We start from the raw sequence: 19,160 nt of genomic DNA on the forward strand, positions 1-19,160 counted from the left end.
CTTGTTTTCTTACTTCCGCCAACGATTCCTCCTTTCTAATTCCTGGAATTTTTTTGTTACATCAAGTTCCATTTGTAGCCGTTGGTTTTCGCGTTTTAAACGTGCTAATTCGTCTTGTAGTGATTCCTCGGGAGTCCGGCTGGGCATTGTTCCTTTTCTGCGCCCACGGCGGTCTTCCAACCCAGCTTCTCCTAATTCCTCATATCTCTTTACCCATTGATAGATGTTTTGATAGGACACGTGGTGTTTTATAGCCATAGCACCATAATCTTTCCCATTTTCTAAACAGTCCAACACGATTTTTAAACGCTCATCTGCGGTTGTCATCCGACCTTTGCTCATAGTACTTCCTCCACTGGTTGTTTTGAAGTCTTTATGAGTATTATAATCCTTTAGCCAGTTCTGCAGTGGCGTTTTGCTCCGCAAACCATATTTTTTGGCGATTTCAATCATACTGCCCAGGCCGTTCAGATAGTCCGTGACGGCTGCCAACTTTAACTCCTTGGAGTAATGACTGTTCTTCTTTACCGATAAAAGGGCCGATGGACCGCCGTTTTCATAAAGTCTAATCCAATTGCGAATGGTCTCTTGAGATACTCCAGCGTTCTGTGCTGCCCTTGATATACCGATTTCATTTCTCACATATTGCTCGACAATGTGGACTCTGTTTTCGACAGATAATTTCATAGCTCTTTTAGACATAAAAAAACCCCCATATAAGACTTGAAATAATTCAATGTCCTATATAGAGGTAGCATATCACAAGGAGACAGCCCTTCTTTGATTATGCCGTAATTTTTTTCTCGTAGTATTTATAGCCGATGAAGCAAACCGCGAAGCAGAACAGGATGAAAATCGGCACATAAGTCGGATTGGACACGATGCCGCCGATCAGAATGATGGCAGAGCCCATGATCGCGAATACCGGGGTGATCGAACCGAAGAAAGAGCTGGTGATGACACCTTCTTTTTTCATGTTGATGACTTTCAGATAAAGGATGACATAAGTCATATAACTGAAGACAATCGCGATTTCGCTGACATCTCCGCCACCCAGAATCCCGGATTTTTGGGTCAAATAGTGCAACAACATCCACACAAAGGATACCGCAAAGGCAATTTGTGCGGCTGCGGGGGACAGTTGGCTCTTTGGATCGATCTGTTTTACCTTAGCGCTGTTCGGCAGCATGTTTTTTTCTGCCAGTGCTTGCGGCAAACGCAGGATACCCATGATTACGCCGTTCGTTACGCCCAGGATAGCGATCAATACAAAGGAAAGAATGATGCTGCCGCCACGTTCTCCCAGCAAGGAAATGCCGATGGTTGTGGTGGCCTCATCGCCCACCGCCAAGATGTACTCGGAGCCGGCGATGGAGACCAAGCCGCTGAAATAGGTCAAATAGATGGCCAGCACTACCAATGGTCCGATGGTCAATGCTAAAGGCATCGTCCGTTTGGGATTCTTTACTTCATGCGTGATGTTTGTCGCGATTGTCCAACCATCGTAGGAGAAGGCCATCGGCGCCAGTGCAGCCAGCCAGCCCCAGCCTACGTTTGTGATCGGAACCGCCAATTCAGGAGGAACGATCGGAGCCGGTTGTTTCCAAAAAATCCCGACAATAGCGACGGCAATCAGCGGAATCAGCTTCATGATGGTGGCGAGGTTCTGGAAATAGCCGCCCAATCTGAGCGAAAAATAATTCAATAAGAAGAAGAATGCCATGTAGCCCGTCCCGATCAGTGTCTGTGTTTCCAATGTGTTCGGCAAGCCCAACAGCATGCAGGTGTAGATGCCGGATACCCAACTCACTACGACGATGATCGTCGGCAGGTAAACGAACAATTGGAACCAGCCGAACGCGCTCGCTGCTTTATCGGAGATGAATTCCTCGAAATAAGCGACGACGCCGCCGGTTCTTTCGGTCCGGTTAGCTAGTTGCGTCAAGGTGATGCTTCCGAAAATGATGCTGAATGCGCCGATACAGAAAACCAAAATCCCTAGTGCTACGTTTCCTCCGGTCGCTCCCAAAATGTCATCGGCTTTGAAAAAGATCCCTGATCCGACGCAGATGCCGACGATCATGGATACTGCAGTGAATAAGCCGTAATGTTTCTCTTCTTTCATAAATCCTCCCAATAGATGTATTTTTTCCAAAAAAAAAGACGGACAGATCTTGATGACAGCTACGTCCGCCAAAATAATCTGTATAAATCCGTCTGCTATTATACCATCAAAATGACGTCCGGCCTATAAATCTTATAACATCAGTGCGTCAGAGGTTCTACGTGGACATCTGTTTCGAAAACATTGAATGCCGTACGCAAGCGCTCCTCGACCTCTTCCGTGATTTCGTGGCTGCGCAGCACTGTCAGCTCCGCTTCCAGCAGAATGGTCACATCAACATAGACATTTGCGCCGTAGCTGCGTGCAGCGATGGTCGTCACTTGCTGGACGTCAGGAATGTCGAGGATGGCTTGCCGGTATTCAGCCAAATAATTCGTTTCGAAACCATCGGACAGGGAGAAAGCACTCTCGCGGAAGATATCAATCGCGGTCTTGATGATGACGATACCCACTATGACAGCCATGACACCGTCCAACCAGTACAGCCCGAAAATGGAGCCAAAAATGGCGATCGCTGCGGCAAAGCTGGTCAAGGCATCGCTCAGGTTGTCTTTGGCGGAAGCGGCCAAGCCAATGCTGTTGATCCGGTTTGCAAGGCGGTTGTTGAATATGTAGACTCCTATCATGATGAATCCGGCAATCAAGGCGGTAACGCCGGACAGCACATCAGGGGTGGTGAACTCTCCGCCTGTTAGTTTCGAAAAGCTTGAGAAGAGCACCTGCAGGCCGACCAAAAGCATGATGAAGGAAGTCGAGAGGCTCGCTATCGTTTCCGCTTTCCAGTGGCCATAAGGATGATCTTCGTCAGCTGGACGGCGGGCGATCCGCAAGCCGATCATGACAGCGACGGTGGAAATGACATCCGTGAAATTGTTCAGTCCATCGGCACTCAGCGCGGCCGATCCGAAGGCATTCCCGATGAAGAGTTTTGCGAAAGAGAGAGTGACATAGGCAACCATGCTGAGTCGTGCGCCCTGTTCCGCCAATTTTAAGTCCTTATATCTTTCGTTCATCGTGTCCTGCTCCATTTCCTATGAATTCTCATCTAATCCGTCTGTTTTTGCACATTTCCCAAAATTGGTACAATAGAAGGATTCTACTATATTTCAGTTTGGTTGTCATTAAAAACGATTTAAAAACATTGTCGTCAGCCTGCTGAACAGTGACGGAACTAGGAATGGGAATGCCCGCAACCGGCAAATTGTTGCCTTTTTGGGGCCGGCAACCTACAATTGAAGAAAATGTGAAATTGAGAAGGAGGCTTTTTATGGATCGCCAGAAAGATGCCCTGTACTTCACCGGACTTTTAAAAATGAAAAAGGTATCCCCGGAAGAATTGGTTGCGGATGCCTTCAAAAAGATAGAAGAAGAAAATCCCCGCTGCAATGCTGTTGTGCATACGCGGATGGAAAAAGCGCTGCATGAAGCCAGGGCCAGGGATTTCAGGAACACCTTATTCGGCGGCGTGCCGATACTGATCAAGGATCTGGGTCAGGACCTTGCCGGGGAGCCGTCGACATCAGGGTCGCGGTTGCTGAAGGATTATGTCGCTCCTCGCACCAGTCATTTTGTCGAAGCAATCGAGAAGGCCGGCTTCATCGTCATCGGTCAAACGAGCACACCCGAATTCGGGTTCAAGAACATCACGGATGCCGTTATCCATGGGCCAGCCAGAAACCCTTGCAATCGGGACTATTCTCCAGGAGGTTCCAGCGGTGGTGCGGCAGCGGCTGTCGCGTCGGAGATGGTGGCCATCGCCACCGCCAGCGATGGGGGCGGCTCAATCAGGATCCCGGCCTCCTTCACAGGCTTGGTGGGATTGAAACCGACAAGAGGAAGAACACCGGTAGGTCCGGGATCTTACCGCGGCTGGCAAGGCGCATCAATCAGCTTCGCCTTGACGAAGACGGTTAGGGATACGGCGATGATGCTGGACGCATTACAGACTGTCCAAGCGGCAGCGCCGTTCCAGACACCATTATTTCCCGGTAGCCATTTCCAGGAACATCAATCCGGAAAACGGCGCAAGTTCCGGATCGCCTATTCATTGGAATCGCCGGTGAAATCCATCGTCAGCGCGGACGCAAAGCGGGCTGTACTCCAAACCGTGGCAGCGCTGGAAGAGTTGGGCTACGAGGTGGAAGAAAAAACGCCTAATATCGACGGCATCCGTTTGATGGAGGCCTACTATGCAATGAATGGAGCCGAAACGGATGCCATGCTGAGGGGGTTTGCCACGAAACTGGGGCGCCCATTGACGGCCGATGACATGGAATTGGTTTCGTGGTCCCTCTATCAGTACGGGCGGACGATCTCCGGAGGCGACTACTCCTTGGCGTTGGGACTTTGGGACCAAGCTGCGGCCACGATGGATCAGTTCCATGGAACCTATGATCTGCTGCTACAACCGACCACAGCAGCGTGCGCTCCTCTGATCGATCATTCTTTCCAAAGCGAAGAACTGAAGGAGCGGATGCGCAACGCGAATCTGCTGTCGGCAGCGGACAGGAAAGAGATCGTTTGGACCATGTTTGAAGAGAGTCTGGGTGTGACCCCGTTTACGCAGCAAGCGAATTTGACGGGGCAGCCTGCCATCAGCCTGCCGGTGTACCGAACGGCTGCCGGATTGCCTTTTGGGGTGCAGTTCACGGCCCCAAAAGGGAAAGAAGCATGGCTGTTGGACATCGCCGCGGTGTTGGAAATGGAAGGGCTGTTCATATGATCGGGGACATTTTTTTCATCAATCCCAGACAGTAAGTCTTCAGTCGGATTTCCCGGATGGGAACGCTCTACAGCATGCCGATAAATTCTGCAAATTAATCTTTCTGCGGGCTCTTGACTGGCCCTTAAAAAAGACTATAATTAGGTAGTTTTCAAATAGAAAAGATGTCTAGGATATTGGAGGAGAAATAGATTGGAAATGCAGAAAGAAAAGCATCCGCAGATTCCCCTGAGCATGGCTGCGGTTGTTGTGGCATTGGGCGTCGTTTATGGGGATATCGGGACCTCACCGCTCTATGTCATGAAAGCTATTGTGGCCGGTAACGGCGGGCTTGCATCATTGTCGGATTCATTTATAATTGGTGCGCTGTCCTTGGTGGTGTGGACGGTCACGCTGCTGACCTCGATCAAGTATGTGCTGATCGCGATGCAGGCCGATAACCATGGAGAAGGCGGAATATTTTCGCTTTATACACTTGTGCATAAACGCGCAAAATGGCTGATTGTCCCGGCTATGGTGGGCGGTGCGGCTTTGTTGGCCGACGGTATTTTGACCCCAGCCGTAACGGTCACGACGGCTGTCGAAGGGTTGCGCAGCATCCCGTTCTTCGAGGGGTTCCTAGGTGAGGGGCAAGGGAAAATACTGGCCATCACGATGACGATCATCTCGGCCTTGTTCATGATCCAACGGCTCGGAACGAAAACGATAGGGAAAGCTTTTGGGCCTATCATGGCTTTTTGGTTTGCCTTTATCGGCGGATTGGGGCTATGGCAAGTGCTCAGCAATCCGACTGTACTGCTTGCATTCAATCCTATGCGCGGTATCGAACTGCTCCTGAGCGAACAGAACAATGCCGGATTTATGATTTTGGGCAGCATTTTCTTGGCTACGACCGGTGCGGAAGCCTTGTACTCGGATATGGGGCATGTCGGCAAGAAGAATATCTATGGCAGTTGGCCTTTTGTCAAAGCGGCTTTGTTGCTGAATTATTTCGGACAAGGGGCTTGGTTGATGCAGGCGAAATCGAACACAGCGCTTTACCATATCGAGGACTTCAATCCATTTTTTGAAATGTTGCCGGGCAGTTTGCGATTTTTTGCGGTTCTGTTGAGTACCTTAGCCGCGATCATCGCTTCGCAAGCGCTCATTACCGGGTCCTATACGCTTGTTTCGGAGGCGATCAGCCTGAATCTGTTGCCGCATCTGAAGATCCAATACCCTTCCCAAACTAAGGGCCAAATGTACATCCCTTTGGTGAACAACATCCTTTGGTTGTCATGTATGGGGGTTGTCTTTTACTTCAAGACATCGATCCGGATGGAAGCTGCCTACGGTCTGGCGATCACCATCACCATGCTGATGACGACGATGCTGATGTTTGAATTTCTGCGCATAAAGAATTTCAATATCATCGTTTCTCTGATCATGTTCGTGTTCTTCGGCACATTGGAGGCGACCTTCTTTATCTCCAGCGCAACCAAATTCTTCCATGGCGGCTATGTTGCGATCCTTATGGGCACCATTCTTTTCGCCATCATGTTCGTCTGGCATAAAGGGAGTAAGATTGAATCATTACAGCGATTGGAATACCCGATGACCGATTTCATAGGGCAGTTCAAAAAACTGAAGGAAGATGATTCGTTGCCTGTGTATGCGAATAACCTGGTCTTCCTGACAAGCAATCAAAATGCGGGCTCGGTTGATCGCGACATTCTCTACTCTATATTGGATAAGCGGCCGAAGCGTGCGGACGTGTATTGGTTCATCAACGTAGCCGTCACCGATGAACCGTATACGCAGGAATACAAAGTGGAGGATTACGGCACAGACTTCTGCTTCAAAGTGCAGTTGCGTTTGGGTTTCAAGATTGAGCAACGGATCAATGTATACTTGCGCCAAATCATCCAGGAAATGATGGAAGAGGGAAGAATCAAACCCCAAAAGCAGACGTACACAATCTATCATGATAAAGAAATCGGCGACTTCTGCTTTGTGTTGGTCCGCAAGGCCATTTCGCCAGAAAGCGATCTTTCTGTTTTCAGCCGCTTCATCTTGAGTTTGAAATATAACATCAAGGCGTGGACAGGATCTCCCGCAAGATGGTTTGGGTTGGAAAACACAAACCTGGTCATTGAACAGGTTCCCCTGTTCCTGAAGGCAAGGGAGGCCAGCCGGCTTACCCGAGTGGATTAGGATTATGGCGGGGAACGATAAATAATAACAGGCTGGAGGTCGGGACTTATGTTCCGGCCTCTTTTTATTGGAGTCTCTTGACTCACATTTTTTTTTAATATTTTTTTCATTAAAGGTCCCTTTTTTTATTTCCATGCGAGGAAATTGGCCTATCAAGGGGAGATGAAATGCCTTTCAAATGTTATTCTGACAAGGGTTTATGTATATGTAAGGAAATGTCACAAACGATGTTAAGGTAGCATTGACTTGTATGAGAATTTGGAGTATTCTTGTTGTATTAAATCACTCAATTAATTGCTAGGAAATACGATTAATTGCTGAAAAGAATTACCTTTTTCTCAACAGGCGCTAACTCCTGAAGAAAAAGTATACATCTGTGGTTCACTCAACTCAGAAGCTTCGATGGAGGGGTTGGTATGAAAGAAAAAGAGCTACGACGTTCGATGGCTGTTTTTACCATCGGAACGGTCATGCAGCTGACGGATCTGACAGCAAGACAGATCCGCTATTACGAAGAGCAAGACCTCGTTCATCCTAAGCGGACAGACACCAATCGCCGAATGTTTTCATTGAACGACGTCGATCGTTTGCTGGAAGTCAAAGACTATTTGGCTGAAGGGTTGAACATCACTGCAATCAAACGGATGTACAGTACCGAAAGACTGAAGAAGCAGCAAGAAGAGGAGCTTGAAAACAAGCACAAAAACTTGACAGACGAAGATGTCCGTCGCATCCTCTACAAAGAAATTCTTAACGCAAGTGGATTTAACCCTGGGGATTCAAGTAAACCTTGGGGAAGATTATAAAAAAACAAAAAAATACACAAAGCATAGTCAAGGAGAGGGAATACAAATGCCAAAATTTACTAGAGAAGAAATCATCGCATCAGCAAAGAATGATAACGTCCGTTACCTACGCTTAATGTTCACTGACATCTTAGGAACAATCAAAAACGTGGAAGTTCCTATCAGCCAGTTAGAAAAAGTATTAGACAACAAAATGATGTTCGACGGTTCTTCCATCGAAGGTTTTGTACGTATTGAAGAAAGTGATATGTACTTGTACCCAGATTTGGATACATGGTTAGTATTCCCATGGGGCACTGAACAAGGCAAAGTTGCACGTCTGATCTGTGATATCTACCAACCAAGCGGCGAACCATTTGCTGGAGACCCACGCAGCAACTTGAAGCGCGCTCTTAAAGAAATGAAAGAATTAGGCTTCACTGAATTCAACTTAGGACCTGAACCTGAATTCTTCCTGTTCAAATTGGATGAAAAAGGCAACCCTACCCTTAACTTGAACGACCAAGGTGGATACTTCGACTTGGCTCCTACTGACTTAGGCGAAAACTGCCGTCGTGACATTGTTTTGGAATTAGAAGCTTTAGGTTTCGAAATCGAAGCAAGCCACCACGAAGTTGCACCGGGACAACACGAAATCGACTGGAAATATGCAAATGCTGTTGAAGCTTGCGACAACATCCAAACGTTCAAACTGATCGTTAAGACTGTAGCCCGCAAACATGGCTTGCATGCAACATTCATGCCTAAACCAGTATTCGGAATCAACGGTTCCGGAATGCACTTCAACATGTCTTTATTCAACGAAAACGGCAATGCTTTCTACGACAAAAACGATGATCGTCAATTAAGCGAAACAGCTTACCAATTCATCGCTGGTCTGATCAAACACGCTCGCGGCTTTACAGCTGTCTGCAACCCAATCGTTAACTCTTACAAACGTTTGGTTCCTGGCTATGAAGCGCCTGTATACATCGCATGGAGCGGAAGAAACCGTTCACCGCTGATCCGTATCCCAGAATCACGCGGCATGTCCACTCGTGTTGAATTACGTAGCGTTGATCCAGCTGCTAACCCATACTTGGCTTTAGCTACATTATTGGCTGCAGGTCTTGACGGCGTGAAGAACAAATTGGAAGCTCCAGCTCCAATCGACCGCAACATCTACCAAATGTCAGCTGAAGACCGTTACGAAAACGGAATTTTGGACTTGCCTACAACATTGCAAGAAGCTCTTGAAGAGTTATCTAAAAATCCATTATTGGTTGGCGCATTAGGCGACCACATCAGCAACAACTTCATCGAATCAAAAGAAATCGAAGTAATGTCTTACATCCAACAAGTAACAGAGTGGGAAAGAGAACAATACTTGAACATGTACTAAGAGGACTAACGCAAAAGGCCGAGACAAATTTGTCTCGGTCTTTTGTCTCGTTCAGAGAAGAATAAACGTGCTGTTGCTGTAAACTTCAGCCGAGAAAACGTATAATGGATATATGTAAAGTTTTTCAGAGGAGGGGTTACCTTGGAAGCAATCGAAATGGAAGGTTTGACCAAAATTTACCGCAAGCGTGCAGCTTTGGACAATGTCCGCCTCACAGTGGAACAAGGCGAACGATTCGGGTTCATCGGGCCGAACGGAGCCGGGAAGTCAACAACCATCAAGCTATTGCTTGATTTCATCAAGCCTAGCAAGGGGAGTGCCAGAATTTTCGGACTGGATGCCCAGAAAGACTCCGAGAGCCTGAAACGCATCATCGGGTATGTTCCGAGCGATGTGCATTACTACAGCAACCTGACCGTGGAAGAAATCCTGATGATGACGGGAAAATTCCACCATATCCAGAACATAAAGGAAATGATGGCTTATTACGTGGAACGCTTCGCGTTGGAGCCGAAAAAGAAAATGAAGGACCTGTCGTTGGGGAATCGGAAAAAAGTTGCGATCGTGAACAGCCTGATCTTCAATCCGGAACTTTTGATACTTGACGAACCTACGAATGGGCTGGATCCTTTGATGCAGCATCGTTTGTTTGAAGAGCTGAACTACCACAACAAGGAAGGCGCGACCATATTCATTTCTACGCATAACCTTCCGGAAGTGGAAGCATTCTGCACGCGTACTGCCTTCATCCGTGAGGGGAAAATCATTTCCGTGGAAGATATGGCATCCGGTTATCAACCAGGAAAAGTGGTGACGCTAACCGGTTCAGCCATCGGAACGGAGGATTTCGAATCCAAAGGGTACCGTGTTCTTTCCAGGACAGACCGGGTCGTTTCGTTGTTGTACAAGGACAACGTGAAACAAATCCTGGCCGATATGGCACCTCTGGATTTGGAGGATATCGAAATCCGCAATCAGAATCTGGAGGAAAAATTCATGACCCTATACGGTGGAGGTGAATCCCATGAATAGTATCCGATTGGAGTGGAAACAAGAACGCGGCGGGTTATTCGTATGGCTGTTCTTTATGGTCCTGATTATGGGGATGATGATGGCTATGTTTCCCGTCATGGCTAATCAAGGGATGGAGGATATCTTGACGACCAAGCTCGATGCGATGCCGCCAGAGATGCTGGAGGCCTTTTCGCTCACGAATGGAGCGAGCTTATTGCAGGCTACCGGATTTTTTGCTTATATTTTTCAGTATCTTTTTTTGGCCGCCTGCATTTTTGCAACGATGAAAGGGGCGCAAGCGTTGATCAAGGAAGAGACGAACGGCACGATCGAGTATCTGTATGCACAGCCGATCAGCAGAAAAGCTATCGTCACAAGTAAATACATCGCTAACTTAGTGTTGCTTATGATCTTTTGGGTCGTCCTGTACGGAGCTGCCTTGGTGTTCATCTATCTGTTTAAGGAGGATGGGGCTGATTTTGTGGAAATCATAAAGGATATCACGCTGATTTTTGGCGCGGAGTCGTTGGTATTATTGTTCTTTTATTCGATCGGGTTCCTTTTCTCGACATTCATCGCGAGCAGCCGTTCAACAAGCGGAGTCGCGTTGTTGCTGGTGTTCGGTACGTACATGATTGGCCTTGTGTCGAAGATGGTTGAGGACTATGAATTCCTGCGTGTTTTGTCGCCGATCGAATACGCACATCCAGCGGCCTTGCTGGAAGATGGGATTTCCTGGGAGTACATGGTCATCTGCATCATCGGAAGCTTGCTGGTATTGGGTTTGAGCTATCTGATCTACAGCAGAAAAGATCTGCGGATCCAGGTATAGCGTTATAGGTCGTTTAGAGAGTACCGACTTTGCCAAAATAAAAAAGCCCGCGGTGGGCTTTTTTATTTTGGGTTAACCGAATGTCATGAACATTACTGCGGCGACGATCAGTGCGTAGGATAATTTCTCCAAGTTTTTCTTTGTGATCGGGTTCAGGCCTTTGTCGTAGCGTGTCTGATACATGATCCAGACGTTGATTCCGATGCTGATGATGCCTAGTATGCTGGCTGTAAGATATTTATTCACGGTGTTCCTCCTGTTGGTTTATGTTTTCCGTTGGGCTGTTCTGCGAATCAATGATCATATCGATGTGCGGGATATCATCCTCCAGGTAGATATCCGATACGGGCCGAAATCCGAAAGAGGCATAAAAATCCTGCAGATAGGCTTGCGCTTGCGCGTGGATTGGAAGTCCAGGGAAATGCGTCTTTGCATATTCCAGCACGACCTGCATCAATTCTTGGCCATAGCCATGGGTGCGTTCGCCTTGAGGGACAAGAACGCGTCCGATGCGCACATTATCCAGTTCCGGAATTAGCCTTGCGTAGGCCAGTAGCCGATCTTCCGCCTGCTTCCAGAAGTGGATGCTGACGAGGTCAGTGTCGTCCACCTCTTGATAGGGGCAATTCTGCTCCACAACGAAAACGGCGGTTCGTTCTTTGTAGACTAGGTGCAATTCCCTCGCCGTCATTTCTTCAAAAGGCTTGATGACCCACATGTATATTTTCCTCCTCATCGATTGGTGGAAAACCACCATCATAGTCCTTATTATAGCAAAGCGCAGGCAAACAAAAAACCGGGAAATAGCTTGCTCCAAATAAATAAAGCCCAGGAGCTTTCTCTTATAGAGACGGCTCCTGGGCTTCATTTGTTGTTTGTCGTTTGGTTTAATAATATTTCAGGGCTGCAGGGCCTGAATCGCTGTTGCTGATACGGAAGGCATCGGCAACCGGGGAAACGAAGACTTTACCGTCACCTACATGCCCAGTGTACAATGCTCGGCGGGCAGCACGGATGACTTCTTCGACAGGCACCTCACTGATGATCGTTTCGATGCGGATTTTCGGTAAAAGATTGCCCTCAGCTTTCGCACCACGATAGAAGGTTTGCTGTCCTTTTTGCAGCCCGTAACCATGGACGGATGTGACCGTCATGCCGGTTACGCCGATAGCGTTCAATTCAGCTTTCAGCCGCTCCAGTTTATCAGGATTGGCAATGATTTCCACTTTGTTCATCGTGAAGCCTGAATCAGCCAATTTGAAAGCTCCAACTTTACTCAGATCCACTTCTTGGACGGCAGGGACTGTTTGTTTGGCGTCCGTCACATAATCTTCGAATGCGGTCGTTGCGACAAAATCATGGTAGCTTGAAGTCAAGCCATGCTCAGCGACGTCCATACCGACGATTTCTTCTTCAGCAGTAACACGGAGACCCATCGTCTTTTGGATGACCTTGAAGACTATATACATGGAACCGGCTGTGTAGGCTGCTACAGAAGCTACACCCAAAGTTTGGATTCCCAGTAGGTTGAACCCGCCGCCATACAATAGACCGCCATCTGTTGCGAAAATACCGACTAAGATTGTTCCTAAGGCACCATTCACGCCGTGGACACTGAAAGCGCCGACGGGATCATCGATCTTCACTTTTTGATCGACGAATTCAACAGCGAGAACAATGGCAAACCCAGCGATGGTTCCGATTGCTATAGCGCCGAAAGGTGATACGACCGCACAGCCTGCAGTTACGGCAACAAGCCCAGCCAACGAACCGTTCAGCGTCATGGACACGTCAGGTTTACCATATTTTGCCCAAGTGAATAAAAGAGTGGCGAGGGTAGCGGAAACAGCAGATAGATTTGTATTCAAGAAGATAGTACCGATTAAGGCAAGCGTTTCGTCGCCGGTGGCAGATACGGTTGAAGCACCGTTGAATCCGAACCAAGCGAACCAAAGGATGAATACGCCAAGAGCGCCGATCGTCAGGTTATGTCCAGGAATGACTTGTGCTTTGCCATCTTTATATTTTCCGATACGCGGTCCGACGATAGCAGCACCGACGATAGCAGATATGCCTCCGACCATATGAACGGCAGTGGATCCGGCAAAATCAATGAAGCCCATTTGAGCTAACCATCCGCCGCCCCAGATCCAGTGACCCGAGATCGGATAGATGATTAAGGAGATGATGAAAGAATACACGAGATAAGAGCTGAATTTTGTACGTTCCGCAACAGAACCGGATACGATAGTGGCAGCAGTTGCCGCAAAAACGTTCTGGAACATGAAGTGAACGGATCCGGGAATGGTGGAATCAAGTCCATCCATGAATAGGCCAGGGGTTCCGATGATGCCGGCGATATCATCACCGAACATGATGCTGTATCCGATGAGAAAGAATCCCAACGATCCGAGCACAAAGTCCATAAGGTTTTTCATGATGATGTTCGCCGCGTTCTTGGCGCGAGTGAATCCCGTCTCAACCATCGCGAAACCGGCTTGCATAAAGAATACCAATACCGTTCCCACTAAGGTCCATAATGTATCTACTGATGAAAACATAATAATTCCTCCTTTTGTTTTAGTATAGCCTTAGTTTATAGAAATAATTTTATTGAGGCTATATCCTGCTTACCCTCCATGTTATATAATATGACAAAGCTTTTAAATCAACGTTTGCAAGCTTTAAAATGTGAAATAGATGAGAGTTTTAATGTTGAATCTCATCAAATTGCAGTAATGTTGGATGCGATTGTATTTTTTTGGTCAATATGATTAAAATAAATCTGACATGAGCGAGTAGGGAATATGACGGATGTCAGAATGAGTGACAAAGAGGAGGTGACGCAAGCCGGCCGGGAGAATAATCGGGGGGAATTTGAACATACACAGCAAAAAGCCGTAAGGGAAGCATGCAGAACATGTTTTCCTTACGGCTTTTTGTATTTGTTATCGGTATCTTCTAAAAGTTGATGATCCAGTCCATTTCCGATAATTCAATCAATGGCAACTCGATCGCTTCCTCTTTTAGTGCCTTCTCGAACCCTTCTATGGAAAAAGGGCCTTTTACAGATTCAATTCTTCTATCGACAATAAAATATTCGAATGCTTCATTATGTTCTTTTTCAAGAATGATAAATTCATCGGTCCAATTCAATCGTGTAATGTAGCCCTGGATGCTTCCAGTCGGGTAGCGATAAGATGAAGGCAGATGGAAAAGGTTTTGCCAAGAAGCGCACTGTCTCAAAAATAGGTCTTCTCCGACCGGTATTCTAAATTTAGCAATTTTGGATATTTCAGGCAACATTCTATTTTTCCACACTAGCATTTCCCCCCTTTTTCTCTGCTCATTCTTTTGACATCCCTGCGGCATAAAACCGGATAATGGATCCGAAAAAAAGAATGAATCGCTTACATTTGTGACAAGTCATAGTATAACCGCTTTTTTTTCCAAAGTACAGCAGTTTCTATTGATTTTATGTACTTTATATGTTTTTTAACGTTTTTTTTAATATTAGGGTCATTGTTCGGGAAGCAAAACGGATTAGCTGGGTTTGTTTAGTTATTGTTTCCGTTCTGCCTATGTGAGTGGGAGTCTGATAAGGAAACAGCAAACAATTCATTTTCAGGGCATTTTCTTATTGACCAACAGACCGAAATGTGTCTGCATTCTCTAGATGGAATTTGGTTTGAAACACTATATATTGTGGTGGAAATTTGCGTGTGGATGATATATAGTATATACAGTGAATCGAAACAGAGACTACTTTAAGTGGAGGCATCCAACTTGAGAAGCGCGTCCCGCAAGGAAAGCTTGCTCATTTTGTAACGACCTCTTACTTTATATTAGCTTTTTTTGCATGTTCGGTTAATTTTTAACTAAGGAGTGGGAAAAAATATGGCTTCATTACCAACGGATTTCTTGAATGAAAGCACGAATCTTCAAGTCGATGACGCAGAGGTGAATATCCAAGTGTTGAAGGCGGATGGACGGGTTGTTCCTTTTCATGCCAAGAAAATATACAAAGCGATCAAGAAAGCAGAGCGTTTCTTGTCTGAACAGAACGAAGCGGCTGCAGATTACGATGTGGATGCTGTTGTGGCATTGGTCGTAGACAAACTGATTGCGTCAGAAACGGAAAGTGTTTCGACCGATGATATCCATGATCAAGTTGAAGCGACGCTTGCCGAAATGGGAAATCTGCCGTTAGCGGAAGCCTACAATACCTACAAATTGACGAAAAAAGTCAAAAAGCTGCAACAACAGGACATCGAGTTGCGCATCCAAAGCCTGATGAATGCCGATCAGAGCATCGTCAACGAAAATGCCAACAAGGACAGCCGCGTCTTCAATACGATCCGTGACTTGACGGCCGGGGTGGCTGCGAAAGCGATCGGCCTGAGAATGCTGCCGAAACATGTTTCCAACGCCCATATGAAAGGCGATATCCATTACCACGACCTGGATTACCAACCGTATTCGCCGATGACGAACTGTGTCCTGATTGATTTCCAGAACATGCTCCGTGAAGGCTTCAAAATCGGCAACGCCGAAGTGGACAGCCCGCGTTCGGTCAACACAGCGACTGCCCAAATGGCGCAGATTTTTGCGAATGTCGCCTCCAGCCAATACGGCGGCTGCAGCGCGGACCGGGTCGACGAAGTGCTGGCACCATACGCCCGCCTGAATTATGAGAAGCATCTGGAAACGGCTAAAGTTTGGGTGGATGGCGAAGCGAAACAAATCGCTTATGCTGAAGAAAAAACCCGCAAAGACATCTATGATGCTATGCAAAGCCTAGAGTACGAAATCAACACACTCTACACCTCAAACGGACAAACACCATTCACCACACTCGGATTCGGGTTGGGGACGGATTGGTTTGCTCGCGAAATCCAAAAAGCCGTCCTGCAAGTGCGCATCAAAGGATTGGGCAAAGAAAGACGGACAGCGATCTTCCCGAAATTGATTTTCGCTTTGAAAAAAGGCACGAACTTGGAGACACAGGATCCAAACTATGACATCAAACAATTGGCCATCACTTGCGCCACCAAACGGATGTATCCGGATGTGCTGATGTACGATAAAATCGTTGAATTGACAGGCAGTTTCAAGACACCGATGGGTTGCCGTTCCTTCCTGCAGGGATGGAAAGACGAAAACGGAAACGAAGTCAATTCCGGCAGGATGAATCTTGGGGTCGTGACGTTGAACATCCCGAGAATCGCCTTGGAATCGGAAGGGAATCCGGAAGCTTTCTGGAACATCTTCGAGGAACGCTTGGCCATCTGTAAGGATGCACTCGTTTACCGTGTGGAGCGCACGAAAGAAGCGACGCCTACGAACGCACCGATCCTGTATCAGCACGGGGCCTTCGGGAAACGTCTGGGCGAAACGGATCAGGTCGATGAATTATTCAAGAACAAACGCGCGACCGTCTCTTTGGGCTACATCGGGCTTTATGAAGCGGCGACGGTCTTTTACGGAGGAGATTGGGAAACGAATCCGGAAGCAAAAGCTTTCACTTTGGACATCGTTAAGAAGATGAAGGAAAAAACGGATGCTTGGGGCAACCAATACGGTTATCATTTCAGCGTCTATTCGACTCCGAGCGAAAGTTTGACAGATCGCTTCTGCAGCATGGACACAGAGAAATTCGGCATCATTTCCGATATCACGGATAAGGAATACTACACAAACAGCTTCCATTACGATGTCCGCAAGAATCCGAATCCTTTCGAGAAGATCGCTTTCGAAATGGAATATCCGCAATATTGCTCAGGCGGCTTTATCCATTATTGCGAATACCCGAACCTGCAGCAAAATCCGAAAGCGCTGGAAACAGTCTGGGATTTCGCCTATGACAAAGTCGGCTACTTGGGAACGAACACGCCGATCGACCACTGCTTGGAGTGCGGCTTCGAGGGGGACTTCAATCCGACCGAGCGCGGTTTCCAATGCCCGGAATGCGGCAATACCGATCCGCAGACATGCGACGTCGTAAAACGTACGTGCGGATATCTCGGCAACCCACAGATCCGTCCGATGGTGCGTGGCCGCCATAAAGAAATTTCGGCACGCGTCAAACATCTGCATGCGGATTGCAAGTCAGAACAGTAATCAAAACAGTTAGGTGATGTAAAGTGAAAAATCCGCAACCGCAAGAATGGTTGGCAGAAACATACAGCAAGGACAATGTGGCGGACTACAAAGCGTTCAACTTTGTGGATGGTGAAGGCGTGCGCTGCAGTATCTATCTCAGCGGCTGCCTGTTCGCCTGCGAAGGCTGCTACAACAAGATAGTCCAAAATTTCGACTACGGGATTGCCTACACCGACGAGTTGGAGGAACAGATCATGGCCGATCTGCGTCAGCCTTATGTGCAAGGCTTGACGCTTTTGGGTGGCGAACCGTTCCTCAACACGAAGGTCGCGTTGCGGCTTGCGCAGCGGATCCGGGCAGAGTTCGGCCGGACCAAGGACATCTGGGGCTGGACCGGTTACTACTGGGACGAATTGGCTTCAGAATCCGAGGATAAGCAGAAATTGCTGCGCTTGATGGATGTGCTTGTCGATGGCCGCTTCGAGCTGTCCAAACGCGATCTGACATTGAAATTCCGTGGCAGCTCCAACCAGACCATCATCGATGTGCAAAAATCGCTCGAGGCTGGCGAAAAAGTCCCTTGGGCGAATGGCTACGAATAAAACAGCGTGAAATAATCAAGAATTGGCTAGGACTTATTGCCAGCATTCAAAGACAGTTTTATTACTGAACTTTGGGGCTGGGCAAGTTCTAGCTTTTTTTATTGTGACGGCAGAATGGCGCCTGGCTGGAGGTGGCCAAAACCCGGTGAGGCGACCCTCGCCGGGAATCAGCGCCCGCAGCTGACCGAAAACCCGGTGAGGCGACTCTCGCCGGGAATCAGCGCCTCGCGGCCGATCGAAATCCCGGCGAGACAGCCCTCGCCGGGATTTTTTCTCCCAAAGAATTTTTAAGTCCAGGTATTTTGGCCTATTAATGAACAAAGATTGAAATAAATCTTCTCCTATAGCGCAATTGGCAACAAATTACGTATGTTTATGGTAGTAAATAAATATAATGGAGTGAGCGCTATCGCATACAAGGAACGCACGAAACCAAAGCTTCTCCGCATCTATGAGGTTCTGTCCAATCGCATGATCCTGAGCAGTGATGACCACTATTACCACCTTCATCTAGATAAAGGTTTCGATGGGGAATACGGGTTAGATGGACTTACGGAACCATTATCTTCGCACTGCTTGGTACTGAATGATTTGCAGTTGGAATTCAGAAAATCTTCTTTTCAAGTCGATACACTTTTGATTTGTACTGACAAAATACGACTGTATGAAGTTAAGAATTACGAGGGAGTTCATACATGGGCGGATGATAAATTACTTAAATCAACCGGTGTATATCTGGAAAATCCATGGGTACAATTGCAGCGGACTAAAGTGAAATTGGAATTGCTGCTTCAGTCCCTGTCGTGTCAAATGAAGGTGGAGGCGTATGTTGTCTATATCAATCCCGAATTCACTTTGTTGGAGGCGAAAGGTGATGGGAATTATCTTTTGCCTAGTCAGGTTCCCCTTCATTTTCGAAGTTTGCAAATGAAAGAGGCACCATCTTTTGAACAGCGACGGTTAGCTGAGCGATTGCTGCAGTTGCATAATCCGGATTATCCACCGCACATGAAACCAGTATATTGCTATGAAGACCTGCGTAAAGGGATTGGTTGTCCGGCATGCGGGACTGTTGCGGAAGCTTTCCATGGACACTTCATAAAGTGTCAGACATGTGGTGAAAGAATGAATGTCAAAAAAGCAATCAAAAAAAACATTGAGGATTTTCGTCTCTTGTTCCCTGATGAAAAATTGACTACCAATCGCATGCTGGATTGGTGCGGTTCAGGCGATAAGGACCGCATATATCGGATTCTCAGAGAAAGCTATCAGCCTAAAGGAAATGCGCATGGCCGCTATTATATCTGAAATTCTGGAGTCCTGATCCCAGCTGGTGCTGGCCGGGAACCAGCACACCGCGGACGACCGAAAACCCGGTGAGGT

The 19,160-nt window shown here is 47.3% G+C and carries 16 protein-coding genes; 9 read left to right on the forward strand and 7 right to left on the reverse strand.

Annotation, left to right across the window (positions count from 1 at the left end):
- Nucleotides 1-9: 9 nt before the first annotated feature.
- The 3 genes from C7R73_RS10000 to C7R73_RS10010 form a co-directional block, all read right to left on the reverse strand.
- Nucleotides 10-702, reverse strand: coding sequence for a helix-turn-helix domain-containing protein (locus C7R73_RS10000; protein WP_106450386.1), 693 nt, complete (start codon nt 700-702; stop codon nt 10-12).
- A gap of 82 nt (nt 703-784) precedes the next feature.
- Nucleotides 785-2,125 (reverse strand): APC family permease, encoded by a 1,341-nt coding sequence (locus C7R73_RS10005; protein WP_106450387.1) that lies wholly within the window; start codon nt 2,123-2,125, stop codon nt 785-787.
- Nucleotides 2,126-2,265: 140 nt separating this feature from the next.
- Nucleotides 2,266-3,138, reverse strand: a complete 873-nt coding sequence (locus C7R73_RS10010) for a cation diffusion facilitator family transporter (RefSeq protein WP_106450460.1) — start codon at nt 3,136-3,138, stop codon at nt 2,266-2,268.
- A 254-nt stretch (nt 3,139-3,392) separates the two neighbouring features.
- Between C7R73_RS10010 and C7R73_RS10015 the strand changes: the two genes are divergently transcribed.
- The 6 genes from C7R73_RS10015 to C7R73_RS10040 all read left to right on the forward strand — a co-directional run bounded on the left by C7R73_RS10015 (nt 3,393) and on the right by C7R73_RS10040 (nt 11,073).
- A complete protein-coding gene (locus tag C7R73_RS10015) occupies nt 3,393-4,847 on the forward strand; it encodes an amidase (protein ID WP_106450388.1) in 1,455 nt (484 codons plus the stop codon).
- Between the two features lie 198 nt (nt 4,848-5,045).
- Nucleotides 5,046-7,040: a KUP/HAK/KT family potassium transporter gene (locus C7R73_RS10020; RefSeq protein WP_106450461.1), complete on the forward strand. Its 1,995-nt coding sequence runs from the start codon at nt 5,046-5,048 to the stop codon at nt 7,038-7,040.
- A 416-nt stretch (nt 7,041-7,456) separates the two neighbouring features.
- Nucleotides 7,457-7,846, forward strand: coding sequence for a MerR family transcriptional regulator (locus C7R73_RS10025; protein WP_086628750.1), 390 nt, complete (start codon nt 7,457-7,459; stop codon nt 7,844-7,846).
- Between the two features lie 40 nt (nt 7,847-7,886).
- The gene (gene glnA / locus C7R73_RS10030) at nt 7,887-9,227 is read left to right on the forward strand and encodes a type I glutamate--ammonia ligase (RefSeq protein ID WP_414718269.1); all 1,341 of its coding nucleotides are present in this window, start codon (nt 7,887-7,889) and stop codon (nt 9,225-9,227) included.
- A 141-nt stretch (nt 9,228-9,368) separates the two neighbouring features.
- The gene (locus C7R73_RS10035) at nt 9,369-10,259 is read left to right on the forward strand and encodes an ABC transporter ATP-binding protein (protein ID WP_106450389.1); all 891 of its coding nucleotides are present in this window, start codon (nt 9,369-9,371) and stop codon (nt 10,257-10,259) included.
- Nucleotides 10,252-11,073 (forward strand): ABC transporter permease subunit, encoded by an 822-nt coding sequence (locus tag C7R73_RS10040; RefSeq protein WP_106450390.1) that lies wholly within the window; start codon nt 10,252-10,254, stop codon nt 11,071-11,073. Before C7R73_RS10035 ends, C7R73_RS10040 begins: the two co-directional genes overlap by 8 nt.
- Nucleotides 11,074-11,145: 72 nt before the next feature.
- Here C7R73_RS10040 and C7R73_RS13745 read toward each other — a convergent pair whose 3' ends face one another.
- The 4 genes from C7R73_RS13745 to C7R73_RS10055 form a co-directional block, all read right to left on the reverse strand.
- Entirely contained in the window at nt 11,146-11,319 is a 174-nt protein-coding gene (locus tag C7R73_RS13745) for a hypothetical protein (RefSeq protein WP_157080403.1), read from the reverse strand.
- The gene (locus tag C7R73_RS10045) at nt 11,312-11,791 is read right to left on the reverse strand and encodes a GNAT family N-acetyltransferase (protein ID WP_106450391.1); all 480 of its coding nucleotides are present in this window, start codon (nt 11,789-11,791) and stop codon (nt 11,312-11,314) included. The genes C7R73_RS13745 and C7R73_RS10045 overlap by 8 nt, the downstream gene beginning before the upstream one ends.
- Nucleotides 11,792-11,960: 169 nt before the next feature.
- Nucleotides 11,961-13,634 (reverse strand): ammonium transporter, encoded by a 1,674-nt coding sequence (locus tag C7R73_RS10050; protein ID WP_106450392.1) that lies wholly within the window; start codon nt 13,632-13,634, stop codon nt 11,961-11,963.
- A gap of 400 nt (nt 13,635-14,034) precedes the next feature.
- Entirely contained in the window at nt 14,035-14,394 is a 360-nt protein-coding gene (locus tag C7R73_RS10055; RefSeq protein WP_153060389.1) for a hypothetical protein, read from the reverse strand.
- 576 nt (nt 14,395-14,970) lie between these two features.
- Between C7R73_RS10055 and nrdD the strand changes: the two genes are divergently transcribed.
- From nrdD to C7R73_RS10070, 3 genes are all read left to right on the forward strand, one after another.
- A complete protein-coding gene (gene nrdD / locus C7R73_RS10060; protein ID WP_106450394.1) occupies nt 14,971-17,193 on the forward strand; it encodes an anaerobic ribonucleoside-triphosphate reductase in 2,223 nt (740 codons plus the stop codon).
- A gap of 23 nt (nt 17,194-17,216) precedes the next feature.
- Nucleotides 17,217-17,777 (forward strand): anaerobic ribonucleoside-triphosphate reductase activating protein, encoded by a 561-nt coding sequence (gene nrdG / locus C7R73_RS10065; RefSeq protein WP_106450395.1) that lies wholly within the window; start codon nt 17,217-17,219, stop codon nt 17,775-17,777.
- Nucleotides 17,778-18,152: 375 nt separating this feature from the next.
- Complete coding sequence (locus tag C7R73_RS10070; RefSeq protein WP_161525924.1) at nt 18,153-19,085, forward strand: nuclease-related domain-containing protein; 933 nt, start codon at nt 18,153-18,155, stop codon at nt 19,083-19,085.
- The last annotated feature ends 75 nt before the right edge of the window (nt 19,086-19,160 follow it).

The organism is Trichococcus alkaliphilus, assembly GCF_003008695.1.
In the GTDB taxonomy this organism is placed as follows: domain Bacteria; phylum Bacillota; class Bacilli; order Lactobacillales; family Aerococcaceae; genus Trichococcus; species Trichococcus alkaliphilus.